An 11990-nucleotide genomic window follows, 5' to 3' on the forward strand; every position below is an offset into this window, starting at 1 on the left:
ACGAGGTCAATATAACTTAAGTGATTTAACGGGTCAACTACGGTTTTAGTTTTTGCGCTCCATAGGCGGTCGTTTGGCGCATTAATTCTCCGGGGTCGGGTGCCGTGCCAGCAGTGCAGGCAATCTCATCGACCCCGCGCGTGATAGAGACCGACCGCACGGCGGCAGGCAAGCCTTGCTTGCCGGGTCTGGACGGCGGCAAACTCGGCCGCAACCAACCAGCACGAAGAGAACAGACATGGCCGTCGTCGAAACCGAACGTCACGGGCAGGTGCTCGTAGTACGCATGAACCGGCCCGAGCGGCTGAACGCGCTCAACACCGAGCTGCGCACCGAGCTGGCGAAGGTCTGGACCGACTTCCGCCACAGCAAGGAGCTCGAGGTCGCGATCTTCACCGGCACCGGCCGCGGCTTCTGCGCCGGCGAGGACATGAAGGAATCGCTGGAGAAGGGCAAGGCCGGCGGCGAGCGGCCCAAGCAGGAAGACCCGTTCATGAGCGGCGCGCTGGAGAAGCCGGTGATCGCCGCGGTTAACGGCCATGCCATGGGTGGCGGCTTCATGCTGGTCGAGCGCACCGACCTCCGGCTCGCCGTGCGCGAGGCGCTGTTCGAGGTCTCCGAGGCCAAGCGCTGGCTGCTGGGCGGCTACAATCACGGCCACATCGCCAACGTGCCTTACCCCATCGCCATGGAGATGGCGCTGGGCTTCCGCTTCACGGCGCAGCGCTTCTACGAGATCGGGTTCCTCAATCGGCTGGTCGACGCCGCCGACCTGATGCCCGAGGCGCTGAAGATGGCCGAGCACCTGCTCACCCTGCCGCCGGCCTCGCGCGTCAACACCGTGCACATGATGCGCCAGATGCGGCCGGCGCCCGGCCCCGACATGCAGAAGCTCGCCGACGCCCTGCACGAGCATGGCGCCAAGAGCGATCTCATGGAATCGCGCGCCGCCTTCGCCGAGAAGCGCAAACCCAACTTCAAGGGCTGGAACGATCCCGAGGACCGCTACCGGCTGCCGACGCTCAACTCGGTGAAGTGACGCCCACCGCGATCAGCGCCAGCGCCGCCGCCATCAGCATCCATCCCGGGTGGCGGCCGCCCGTTGCCCAGAAATTGCCGAGCGCGCCGAACAGGTAGAGGCCGCCGACCAGCAGGCCGGTGACCAGCCGCGCCTGCGGCTCGAACCAGCGTGCCGCAACGACCAAGGCAAACGCGCCCAGAAGCCAGGCAAACGTGCTGAACTGCATGAGCAGCGGCACGAGCCGCCGGATCGCCTCCGGCGTCCGCGGCTCGGCAAGAAAGGTCGCTTCGACCGGCCGGACCACCAGCCGCTGGATCAGGACGCCATGGATGACGGCGGTGAAGCCGCCGATGACCCCGGCCATGGCCAGGGCAGCATTTTGCCAATTCATGACCATACACCTCTGTATGGTCGGTATGCCGCGCGACATGGCTGCCGTCAATACACTTGTGTATGGTCCGTCCATGACCGATCGCCTCGCCAAATCCGACTGGATCAGCCACGGCCTGCTCACGCTCGCGGCCGAGGGCGCCAACGCCCTGAAGGTCGGGCCGATGGCCGACGGCCTGAAGGTCTCGCGCGGCAGCTTCTACTGGCACTTCCGCGACATCGCCGACTTTCGCGCACAGCTCCTGCAGGCTTGGCAGGAGGAGGCGACCGACCGCGTCATTCGGGATCTCGAGGCCCAGAAGGACCGGCCGGATCGCCTGAAGCAGCTGATGCGCCGCGCCTTCGCGACCAGGCGCAGCCTGGACCGCGCCATAAGGTCGTGGGCCGCCGAAGATCGCGAGGTGGCCGCGATCGTCTCCTCGGTCGATGCCCGACGGGTCGCCTACATCGCCAGGATGCTGGCGGCAGCCGGGGTGGAGGGCCAGAAGGCGCAGCGTCGGGCGGCCTTTCTCTATTGGGCGTTTCTGGGCCAGCGCATGGTCATGGATCCGCGCCACGCTGCGATCGCGCCGGCCGCCTTGGACGACATCACCGACCTGTTTGAAAAGTGAATGTCCAGAGCCCAAGTAGGGGCGACACGAATTCAAACATCGACTGTGCACATGGGCGTGCTGGAGAGTCCGGCCCGTCGCGTGCTAGGCCTTGGGCATGGCGAAATCGAAGGCACCGGCTGCCAAGGCGGCAGCCAAGGACAACGGCGCGGCGCCCAAGGCGGCGGCCCAGCCGGCTCCGAACGGCGACAACAAGCCGATCCGCAATCTCTACCTGGTCGACGGATCGGGCTACCTGTTCCGCGCCTATCACGCGCTGCCGCCCATGAACCGGCCCGACGGCGTGCCGATCAACGCCGTCTTCGGCTTCTGCCGCATGCTGGTCGCCGACCTTCTGGATAAGCCCGAGGTCGACCACATCGCCATGATCCTCGATGCCGGCGAGGTGACGTTCCGCAACGAGATCTATGACAAGTACAAGGCCAATCGCCCGCCGCCGCCCGAGGACCTGATCCCGCAGTTCCCACTGATCCGCGAGGCGGCCCGCGCCTTCAACGTCACGGTGTGCGAGCTCAAGGGCTACGAGGCCGACGACCTGATCGCGACCTACGCCCGCATGGCCGTCGAGGCCGGCGCCACCTGCACCATCGTGTCGTCCGACAAGGACCTGATGCAGCTCGTGCGGCCGGGCGTCGAGCTGATGGACCCGATCAAGAAGACCAAGCTCGGGCCCGAGGCGGTGATGGAGAAGTTCGGCGTGACGCCGGACAAGGTGGTCGACGTGCAGGCGCTGGCCGGCGATTCGACCGACAACGTGCCGGGCGTGCCGGGCATCGGCGTCAAGACCGCGGCCCAGCTCATCAACGAGTACGGCGACCTCGAGACGCTGCTGAGCCGCGCCGGCGAGATCAAGCAGCCCAAGCGGCGCGAAGCCCTGCAGCAGAACGCCGAGCTGGCGCGCATCTCGCGCAAGCTCGTCACGCTCAGGGACGACGTGCCGACGCCGGCCGATCCCGACAGCTTCGACAAGAGGAAGCCCGACCCCAATGTGCTGCTGCCCTGGCTGGAGCAGCAGGGCTTCAAGAGCCTTTTAGCGCGCTACACCGGCGAGCTGGGCGAGGCGACGGCGCCCGTCGCACCGGCGGCGCCCGCCGCCAAGCCCACCCTGCCCGCATCGGAACCCAAGGCCACGCCGGCCGCGCCGCGGCCCAAGTCCAACCAGCCCTTCACTGCCGCCGACTACGAGCTGATCACCGACGAGAAGGCGCTCGATGAGTGGATCGCCGAGGCGACCAAGGCCGGCACCGTGGCCTTCGACTGCGAGACCGACGCGCTCGACGCGCAGAACAGCGGTCTGGTCGGCGTGTCGCTCGCCCTGCTCGACGGCCCGTGGGGCAACGTCAATTCGACCAAGCGGCGGGCAGCCTATGTGCCGCTCGGCCATCGCACGCCCGCCGGCGAGGCACAGGGCGCGCTCGATCTCACCGGCGACGGCGGCGCCAAGGATGCCGGCAGCCTGCTGCCTGGCCAGATCCCGCTCAAGAACGCGATCGCCAAGCTGAAGCCGCTGCTCGAGGACCCGACGGTCCTCAAGGTCGGCCAGAACATCAAGTACGACATGTGCGTGTTCCGCCAGCTCGGCATCGAGGTCAGTCCGGTCGACGACACCATGCTGCTGTCCTTCGTGCTCGATGCCGGCAAGCACAATCACGGCATGGACGACCTCGCCAAGCTCTATCTCGGCCACGACACCATCAAGTTCTCCGACGTGGCGGGCAGCGGCGCCAAGCAGGTGAGCTTCGACAAGGTGCCGATCGACAAGGCGCGCGACTACGCCGCCGAGGATGCCGACGTCACCATGCAGCTGTGGGCGCAGTTCAAGCCCAGGCTGGCCCACGAGCACATGGTCGGCGTCTACGAGACGATCGAACGGCCCTTGATCCCCGTGCTGCTCAGCATGGAGCAGGCGGGCATCAAGGTCGACGCACCGCAGCTTCGCAAGCTCTCGTCCGAGTTCGAGAAGCGCATGCTCGAGCTCGAGCAGGAGCTGCACAAGCTCGCCGGCCGGCCGTTCAATGTCGGTTCGCCCAAGCAGCTCGGCGAGATCCTGTTCGACGAGCAGAAGCTGCCCGGCGGCCGGCGCAACAAGAACGGCTCGTGGGCGACCGACGTCAGCATCCTGGAGGACCTCGCGGCCCAGGGCCATGCGCTGCCTGTCAAGATCATGGAGCACCGGCAGATCGCCAAGCTCAAGGGCACCTACACCGATGCGCTGGTGCGCGAGCTCGACGCCAAGACCGGCCGCGTGCACACCTCCTACCAGATGACCGGCGCGGCGACGGGACGGCTCGCCTCGACCGATCCCAACCTGCAGAACATCCCGGTGCGCACCGAGGAAGGCCGCAAGATCCGCCAGGCCTTCATCGCCGAGGCCGGCCATAAGCTTCTGTCGGCCGACTACTCGCAGATCGAGCTGCGCCTGCTGGCGCACGTCGCCGACATCGCGTCGCTCAAGGAAGCCTTTGCGCGCGGCGACGACATCCATGCCATCACCGCCAGCGAGATGTTCGGCGTGCCGGTCAAGGGCATGGACCCGCTGGTGCGCCGGCGCGCCAAGGCCATCAACTTCGGGATCATCTACGGCATCTCGGCCTTCGGCCTCGCCAACCAGCTCGGCATCGGCCAGCCCGAGGCGCGGGACTACATCGCCAAGTACTTCCAGCGGTATCCCGGCATCCGCGACTACATGGAGCGGACAAAGGACTACGCCCGCAAAAACGGCTTCGTGAAGACGCCGTTCGGCCGCAAGATCCACCTGAAATACATCAACGAGAAGGCCCAGGGCATGCGCGCCTTCGCCGAGCGCGCGGCGATCAACGCGCCGTTGCAGGGCGGCGCCGCCGACATCATCAAGAAGGCGATGATCAAGCTCCCGGCCGCGCTCACGTCCGCCAAGCTGAAGGGCCGCATGCTGCTGCAGGTGCATGACGAGCTGCTGTTCGAAGTGCCGGACAAAGAGATCGACAAGACCAAGGAGGTCGCCCGCAAGGTGATGGAGGGCGCGGCCACGCTGTCGGTGCCGCTGGTGGTCGAAACCGGCGTCGGCGACAACTGGGCAGCGGCGCACTAGGCCATGCGGCGGCTATGGTCCGTGCTTGTCGCTGTCGGGCTGGTCGCGACTGCGGCACAGGCTCAGGACCCGGCGCGGGAATGGGAGCTGCCGTCCAAGGGGCGCCTGCACGGCTCGAAGGCCGTGATCGAGAACCAGCCCTGCTGCGGGGCGAGCCGCAACGCCCGGGTCATCCATCCCGACACCGCGGCGCTGGCGAAGTGGGCCGGCGTGGCGGCGCGTGACGGCCGCACCCTGATGCTCAAGCTCGCCGACAATCGCACGCTCAAGCTGACCGACTGCGACGACCAGAGCGGCTGCGAGGCGGACGACACACGCATCCACCGCATGGTCGACTGGTGGCCGCAGCATCGGCTCTACGTCGTGCTGGTCGGCCTCTACGAGGAGAGCGTGGCCTATCTGGTGTCGGAGCGCGACGGCCGCACCTTCGTCGCCACCGCACCGCCCCTGCTGTCGCCGTCCGGCCGCCAGGCCGTCGCCCTGGTGTCGAACCTGATGTCGGGCGTCGACTTGGAAATCTTCGATTTCAGCCGCAATCCGCCGACGGCGACCAAGATCACGACGATGCCGGACTGCAACGGCGCCGGCCCGAACTCGTTCCTGCGGCCGATCCCGGTCTGGACCGACGAGACGCATGTGACTTTCGAAGGCGAGTCGCCCCTGCCTGAGGATAAACCCAACACCAAGCAGCTTCTGCGGGTCGAGGATGGCAAGGGCCAATGGCAATGCTGAAACCGAGGAGAGACGAGCCATGAGGGTGATCCGCGCCGCTGCGGCTTTGGCTGCCGTCTTCGTTTTCTTCGCCGGGGCATCTCACGCTCAGACGGAGAAGCAGAACGAGCGCACGGCCCTGCCCTCCAAGGGCCTGCTGTGGGGCTCGAAGATGACCGTCGAGGCCCAGCCCTGCTGCGCGCCAATCCCGGGAGCGAAGCCTGTCGACCAGTCGGACGCGGCGGTGGTGTCCAAGGTGCCCGACCGCGCGTCGCGCGACGGGCCCATCCTTCGACTCAAGCTGCAGGATGGGCGGACACTGAAGATCACCGACTGCAACGATCAGGCCGCCTGCGAGGCCGAGCGCTTCCGCGTTCACCGCCTGGCGGCGTGGTGGCCCACCCAGCGCCTCTACGTCGTGAATGTCGGGCTCTACGAGGACGGCATGGCCTACCTGATCTCGGAGCGGGATGGACGCACGACGCGGGTGACGGCGGTGCCGGTGCTGTCGCCGTCAGGGCGCCGCGCCGTCGCCCTGACATCCAACCTGATGGCAGGTGTCGAGCTCAACCTCATCGATCTCAGCGGCGATCCACCGGCGGTGCTCGAGGTTTCGGAGATGCCGACGTGCGGCGACGCAGATTCCAATGCCTTCCTGCGGCCGAGGCCCGTCTGGGTCGATGACTCGCAGGTGCGTTTCGAGGGAGTGTCGCCGCAGCCCGGCGACAAGCCCAACACCAAGCAGCTACTGCGGCTGGGTGCCGGTTCACCGAAATGGGAATGCTGAAAGGGGAAGACGAGCGATGAAGATCTGGGGTCGCGCCAATTCGATCAACGTGCAGAAGGTGCTGTGGGCCGCCGACGAGTGCGGCATCACCCACGAGCGCACTGATGTCGGCGGCGCCTTCGGCGGCAACGACCAGAAATGGTATCTCGACATGAATCCGAACGGTGTCGTGCCGACCATCAATGATGGCGGGCACGTGATCTGGGAGAGCAACTCGGCGGTGCGTTATCTCTCGGCCAAGTATGCCGCGGGCACGATGTGGCCCAACGATCCCGGTCAGAGAAGCGACGCCGACCGCTGGATGGACTGGCAGCTCAGCACGATCTCGGAGCCGATGCGCATCTGCTTCTGGGGCCTGATCCGCACGCCGCCGGAGAAGCGCGACATGGCGGCGATCAAGAGGGCGGCCGAGGATGCGGGCCGCCTGTTCGGCCGGCTCGACGGCTGGCTGGAGGGACGCAAGTATGTCGGCGGGCAGCACTTCACCATGGGCGACATCCCGGTCGGCTGCTTCGTCTATCGCTGGTACGCACTCGACATCGAGCGCCCTGACCTCAAGAACGTGCGCGCCTGGTACGAGCGACTCACCATGCGGCCGGCCTACGCCAAGCACATCATGATCAAGCTGACGTAGTCATACGGGAGCGCGGGCCTCTGGCCCGCTCAAGCTCATGAGCGGGCCAGAGGCCCGCGCTCCCAGCAAAGACTACTGCCTCTTCGGCAGGCTCTTCTGCTCGGCGAGGATTGCGCGGTCGATCACCGTGAACAGGTAGGCATCCGGCGCCAGCGTGCAGCCGCCGCGCACCAGATGGGCGAGCTGGGCGCCCATCGGGCCGTCGGGAACCATCACGCCGCGATAGCGGGCCGCATGCTCGGCCAGGTACACCGCCAGCGCCTTGCGCGCCTCGGGATTCATCGCATGCGCTTCCTTGCAGGTGATGTAGGCGGCCTGGTCGAAGTTGAGCGGCTGGGCCTGAGCTGCGCCCGACGCCAGTAGCGCCGCACCGAGACCGGCAGCAACGAACAAGAGTTTCATGATGCTCTCTCCTGCTTACCGGTTGTCGCCGATGGCGCTGCCACCGAGATAGCCCACGGCGCCGCCGATCAGGCCGGCGCCGACGACCGTGCCGAAGCTGCCGCCAGCCACGGCCGCAATGCCGGTGCCGAGCGCCGCACCGGTCAACGCGCCCTTCTGGCCCGTCGTCATGTTCTCGCAGCCGCCGAGGAACCCGGCCACGACGAGGAGTGAGAGGATTTTCGTTTTGATCATGGTCTGCTCCCGCTGCTTCGCCTCCCTCAGGGAGGCGTCATGTCCGCCTTCACCCAGCCCTTGTCCGGGTTGAAGGATGCAATCACGCCCGCCTTTTCGGCCGTCTGCGGACCGAGGTCCTGCTGATAGACGACGCCGTCCTGGTTGACGATGAAGGTCATCACGCCTGTGTCGCCGTACCGCACCGGCCAGGCGATCACGCCGAAGCCGCCGATCATGCGGCCGTTCACGACGTAGTCGCGCTTGCCGCCGGTCGCCGCCGCCCCTTGCGAATAGAGCAGGCGGAAATAGTAGCCGTAATGGCCGTCGGGCGACTGCCCATCGGCCTGCGCCTTGGCGACCGCCGGCCCGAGCGGACTCTGCGGCTCGCCCGGCTTGGCATCCCAGTAGAGCCCGTCCTTCTTGCCCGGCGAACTGAGCAGGCGGCGCGCATAGACCGGCGCCCCGGTCTTCATCGGATCCTCCGCCGCGTAGTCGGACTGCGCGTCGACGATGGCGAGCAGGGTCTGGATGACCGAGGCTTCGTCATGGCCGATGCGGCGGAACACCATCTCCTTCAGCCCGGCGGCGATGTCGAAGCGCCATTCCGCGCCGTCCTTGGCGAGTGGAATGGGCAGGGTCCAGCCGGCCTTGCCGACCTCGATCTGCGCTTTGGCGTCGCCCGACATCATGATCTTGTGGTTCTCGTCCCATGCCGTGAGGAAGATGCCGCGCCGGCGCTGCACGTCGTTGTCGGTGCCGGGCACGAAGTCGCGCCAGTTGGCGCCCCACATCGCCCCGATCGCCTGCCGGTCGTTCTTGCGCACCGCTTCGGCGAGCGCGTTGGCCGCCGCGTCAGGCGTCGGAAAGCCCTGCAGCTTTGCCGTCTGGGCGAGCGCGCCGGCGGCGAAGCCCAAGGAGAGGGCGGCGGCCAGCAGGCCGCGCCGGAACATCGCGCTCATCGCCGGAATCCTCCGCCGCGGAATCCACCTTCTCGGTCGAAGCCGCCGCCGCGGTCGAAGCTGCGATCACCCCACGACGAGCGACCGCGGTCGTAGTCGCGATTTACCTGCCCACCGCGATCGACACCATCGAAAGCGCTCGAGCGGCCCTCGCTGCCGCGCTGCTGAGTGTTGCGGTTCGCCTGCTCGCGGTTGGTCGTGGCCTGTTCGCGGTTCGTCGCCGCCTGCTCACGATTGGTGGCAGTCTGCGAACGATTGGTGCCGTCGAGCTGGCCGCGGAACTGCTCACGCTGCTGGGCGCCCGGCCGTGCCTGGTTGTAGCGTTCGCGCTCGGCCTGGGTGCGGTAGGGCACGCCGTCGCGATGCGCCGGGTCGTGGTTCCACTGGCCGTCGCGATAGCGGTTGGCATCGAAGTTGTTGGCGCTGATCGTGGTCGCGCGATTGACGTTGACGGTCGTGTAGCTGGCGCCCCAGCCGCCGCCGGCATAGCCCCAGTGCCAGCCGCCGAACATCGCCGCCCCGGCCGCGACGCCCAAGCCGAACATCATGCCGGTCATCAACGCCGCGCCGTAGTTGGGCGGCGGCGGATAGTAGACCGGCGGATAGGCGGGATAAGGCCACGGCCCGTAGGCCCAGGTCGGATTGTAATACGGCACGTAGATGACTTCGGGATTGGCCGGCTCAATGACGATGGCGCTGTTGGATCCCGACGTTTGCGTCGTGACCTTCTGCTGCGGCGTCGTCTTGAGGTTGCCGGCCGCGGCGGCCTTGGCGCGCAGCCGCTGGATGGAATCGGCCACGTCCTTCTGCTGGCCGATCATCGCGTCGCCGAGCTTCTGGGTCCAATCGAGGTTGTTGTTCAGCATCGACAGGACCTGCGGGAAGGCGACCAACGACTTCACGCTGACGTCCCAGCTCTTGTCCTTGACCGCGGCGACCGCGGCGTCGCCCTTGAGGTTGGGATTGGCCTGCGTCCAACGCGCCGCCTCGACCACCTCCAGGGGATAGGTCGCGGCCATCAGCGTCTGCGACAGCAGGGCGTCGGGATAGAGCGCGATCGGCGCCAGCATCTGATCGAGCTGCTCAGGCGTGAAGGGCTTCTTGGAGTCCTGCGCCCAAAGGCCGGCTGGCCCCAGCGTCAGGGCCAGAGCCGAAACGCCCAGCAGATGACGCCGTTTCATGGATCGCCTTTGTTTAGTGCTCGATGACGTTGGCGCACACTAGCGGTAGAGGATACTTCCCGTCCAGCGCATCACGCCAAGCGGTACACCTCGACCGGATCGTCGTGGCCCTTGACCATCCGCTGCTCCGGCTTGAGCGACCCGAGGCCAAGAGCATCCTGGTCTCGGACTGCACCCAGGGTGCTGCCGCTCGCCAGCACGACGATCTCCTCGCCATCCTTCATGAACTCCTTGCCGAGCTGCTCGAAGCGCTGGGCGATATTCACGGTGTCGCCGACCACGGTGAAGTTCACGCGGCCCGGCGCCCCGATATTGCCGACCACCACCGGACCCGAATGGAGCCCAATGCGCACGCGGATAGGCGGCTGGCCGGCGGCGCGACGCATGGCATTGTCCTCCGCAATGACGCGGGCGATGGCCAACGCCGCCCGCACCGCGTGGTCGGCATGGTCCTCCATGCGCGACAGCCCGCCCCACACCGCCATCACGGCGTCGCCGATGTACTTGTCGATCACGCCCTGCTCGTGGTCGATGCAGGCGCCGAGCAGGGCGAAGTGATGGTTGAGCAGCTCGGCGGTCTGCTGCTCGGGCAGGTCCTCGGCCTGCGGCGTGAACTCGACGATGTCTGAGAACATCACCGTGACGTTGCGGCGACGGGAGCGCACCGCATCCTCGCCGAGCTCCATCAACCGGAACACCAGGCGGTGCGGCACGTAGGCGCCGAACCATTTCAAGGCGCCGCGCGCCTTGTCGAGGCTGTGGCCGGCATCGTCGATCTCGCGCAGCCGCGAGCTGCGATGGAACGGCTGGTCGAATTCCAGGCGCTCGATCGACTCGGCCGCCGATGTGATGGTGCGGATCGAGCGCGCCATGGAGAGGCCGATCAGCAGCGCCAGCAGGGCCGCGACGGCGAGCGTGGCGCCGCCGACGATGGCGCCGTTGGTCAGCCGGTCGAGGTCGGTGCTGGCCTCCTCCAGCGGAAGGTACTGTCCGACCAGCCAGGGCTCGGGGCTGTAGCCTTCCAGCTTGCGGTAGACGAACAGCCAGCGTCGGCCCTCGGCCTCGATGACATGCCCGATGTCACCCAGACTGCGGCCGAGCAGCGGCGTACGGACGGGCGGTGACCAGATCCGCGCCAGCACCGGATCGTCGACCTCCTTGATCGTCGGCAACTCGCGCTCGGCGCTGAGGCCCAGGCCGCGCGGATCGACCAGGCGGCGATGCGCCAGCACACGGTCGCGACCGACCAGGATGAAGTATCGGCCCTCGCTTTCATGGCTCGCCTCGCCGATCAGCACCGACAGGTCGCCGAGCGCCACCGTGGCCACCAGGCCGCCGATGAAGGCGTCGTCGATGCGCCGGATCGGCGTGCGCACGTTGAGCACCGGCTGCTTCAGGGCTTCATCCCAGAACAGCGCGCCCCAGAAGGTGACGTGCGAGGTCTGCAATTCGCGGAAGCGTTCCAGGCCGCGCGGCAGATCGGCGAGCGAGATGGTGTCGCGGATCACCTGGCCGTCGGGGCGGCGGCTGACGCGCACATACTTGAAGTCGAAGGTGGCGAAGGCGGCACTGTAGATCGCCGGCACCTGGGTCATCATCACCCACAGCGCCTCGCGCATGTCGACCGGCGAGCTGATGTCGAGGCGACCGCTGCCGGCCAGCGCGGCCACCATCTGCAGGCGATCGGTGACGGCATCCAGCCTGATCTTGATCGAGGCCACCTGGGCGTCGACGACGCGGCCCGCCCGGTCGAGCACGAACTTCTCAGCGGTGTTGGTGGCGCCCGCCAGCACCACGATGTAGGCGATGCCCGAGATCAGCGACAGCGAGATGAAGGCAAGCGCCAGCGCTGCGATCAGCGGTAGGCGCAGACGCTGTCTTGCCGCGGCTCCATTGGAGGTCAGGGTCGTCACGCCGGAACATCATACGTCGTTCCGGCTGTGGGTTCGCCTCCCCTGCGCGGAAGCCGCGCAGGGGGCAAGCTGTTAGCTAGGCAGCAGCCCTGATT

Annotated in this window: 12 protein-coding genes; 6 read left to right on the forward strand and 6 right to left on the reverse strand. The window is 67.2% G+C overall.

From position 1 onward, the window contains the following. Positions 1-238: 238 nt before the first annotated feature. The gene (locus RSO01_RS43340; protein ID WP_147156826.1) at positions 239-1039 is read left to right on the forward strand and encodes an enoyl-CoA hydratase/isomerase family protein; all 801 of its coding nucleotides are present in this window, start codon (positions 239-241) and stop codon (positions 1037-1039) included. On the opposite strand, the gene RSO01_RS43345 is transcribed toward RSO01_RS43340, so the two are convergent. Further along, on the reverse strand, positions 1023-1412 hold the full coding sequence (locus RSO01_RS43345; protein ID WP_147156827.1) for a hypothetical protein: 390 nt from the start codon (positions 1410-1412) through the stop codon (positions 1023-1025). The genes RSO01_RS43340 and RSO01_RS43345 overlap by 17 nt on opposite strands. Before the next feature lie 73 nt (positions 1413-1485). Between RSO01_RS43345 and RSO01_RS43350 the strand changes: the two genes are divergently transcribed. From RSO01_RS43350 to RSO01_RS43370, 5 genes are all read left to right on the forward strand, one after another. Further along, positions 1486-2022 (forward strand): TetR/AcrR family transcriptional regulator, encoded by a 537-nt coding sequence (locus tag RSO01_RS43350; protein ID WP_147156828.1) that lies wholly within the window; start codon positions 1486-1488, stop codon positions 2020-2022. A 97-nt stretch (positions 2023-2119) separates the two neighbouring features. After that, positions 2120-5092, forward strand: a complete 2973-nt coding sequence (gene polA / locus RSO01_RS43355) for a DNA polymerase I (RefSeq protein WP_147156829.1) — start codon at positions 2120-2122, stop codon at positions 5090-5092. Positions 5093-5113: 21 nt separating this feature from the next. Continuing rightward, positions 5114-5824, forward strand: coding sequence for a hypothetical protein (locus tag RSO01_RS43360; RefSeq protein ID WP_147156830.1), 711 nt, complete (start codon positions 5114-5116; stop codon positions 5822-5824). A gap of 19 nt (positions 5825-5843) precedes the next feature. Beyond that, complete coding sequence (locus RSO01_RS43365) at positions 5844-6590, forward strand: hypothetical protein (protein WP_147156831.1); 747 nt, start codon at positions 5844-5846, stop codon at positions 6588-6590. Positions 6591-6606: 16 nt separating this feature from the next. Then, positions 6607-7224, forward strand: a complete 618-nt coding sequence (locus RSO01_RS43370; protein WP_147156832.1) for a glutathione S-transferase family protein — start codon at positions 6607-6609, stop codon at positions 7222-7224. 72 nt (positions 7225-7296) lie between these two features. On the opposite strand, the gene RSO01_RS43375 is transcribed toward RSO01_RS43370, so the two are convergent. The 5 genes from RSO01_RS43375 to RSO01_RS43395 form a co-directional block, all read right to left on the reverse strand. Beyond that, positions 7297-7626: a hypothetical protein gene (locus RSO01_RS43375; RefSeq protein WP_147156833.1), complete on the reverse strand. Its 330-nt coding sequence runs from the start codon at positions 7624-7626 to the stop codon at positions 7297-7299. 15 nt (positions 7627-7641) lie between these two features. Then, entirely contained in the window at positions 7642-7860 is a 219-nt protein-coding gene (locus RSO01_RS43380; RefSeq protein WP_174825995.1) for a YMGG-like glycine zipper-containing protein, read from the reverse strand. Between the two features lie 26 nt (positions 7861-7886). Next, positions 7887-8801: a DUF2950 domain-containing protein gene (locus RSO01_RS43385; RefSeq protein WP_218037643.1), complete on the reverse strand. Its 915-nt coding sequence runs from the start codon at positions 8799-8801 to the stop codon at positions 7887-7889. After that, positions 8798-9982 (reverse strand): DUF3300 domain-containing protein, encoded by a 1185-nt coding sequence (locus tag RSO01_RS43390; protein ID WP_147156834.1) that lies wholly within the window; start codon positions 9980-9982, stop codon positions 8798-8800. Before RSO01_RS43390 ends, RSO01_RS43385 begins: the two co-directional genes overlap by 4 nt. Positions 9983-10053: 71 nt before the next feature. Then, complete coding sequence (locus tag RSO01_RS43395) at positions 10054-11895, reverse strand: adenylate/guanylate cyclase domain-containing protein (protein ID WP_147156835.1); 1842 nt, start codon at positions 11893-11895, stop codon at positions 10054-10056. Positions 11896-11990 lie beyond the last annotated feature (95 nt).

This window comes from Reyranella soli, assembly GCF_007992495.1.
Classification (GTDB): Bacteria; Pseudomonadota; Alphaproteobacteria; order Reyranellales; family Reyranellaceae; genus Reyranella; species Reyranella soli.

Bases quoted from the DNA above. Each gene is read 5' to 3' on its own strand.
- RSO01_RS43340 (WP_147156826.1), top strand. From the start codon at position 239: ATGGCCGTCGTCGAAACCGAACGTCACGGGCAGGTGCTCGTAGTACGC.
- RSO01_RS43345 (WP_147156827.1), bottom strand. From the start codon at position 1,412: ATGAATTGGCAAAATGCTGCCCTGGCCATGGCCGGGGTCATCGGCGGC.
- RSO01_RS43350 (WP_147156828.1), top strand. From the start codon at position 1,486: ATGACCGATCGCCTCGCCAAATCCGACTGGATCAGCCACGGCCTGCTC.
- polA (WP_147156829.1), top strand. From the start codon at position 2,120: ATGGCGAAATCGAAGGCACCGGCTGCCAAGGCGGCAGCCAAGGACAAC.
- RSO01_RS43365 (WP_147156831.1), top strand. From the start codon at position 5,844: ATGAGGGTGATCCGCGCCGCTGCGGCTTTGGCTGCCGTCTTCGTTTTC.
- RSO01_RS43370 (WP_147156832.1), top strand. From the start codon at position 6,607: ATGAAGATCTGGGGTCGCGCCAATTCGATCAACGTGCAGAAGGTGCTG.
- RSO01_RS43375 (WP_147156833.1), bottom strand. From the start codon at position 7,626: ATGAAACTCTTGTTCGTTGCTGCCGGTCTCGGTGCGGCGCTACTGGCG.
- RSO01_RS43380 (WP_174825995.1), bottom strand. From the start codon at position 7,860: ATGATCAAAACGAAAATCCTCTCACTCCTCGTCGTGGCCGGGTTCCTC.
- RSO01_RS43385 (WP_218037643.1), bottom strand. From the start codon at position 8,801: ATGAGCGCGATGTTCCGGCGCGGCCTGCTGGCCGCCGCCCTCTCCTTG.
- RSO01_RS43390 (WP_147156834.1), bottom strand. From the start codon at position 9,982: ATGAAACGGCGTCATCTGCTGGGCGTTTCGGCTCTGGCCCTGACGCTG.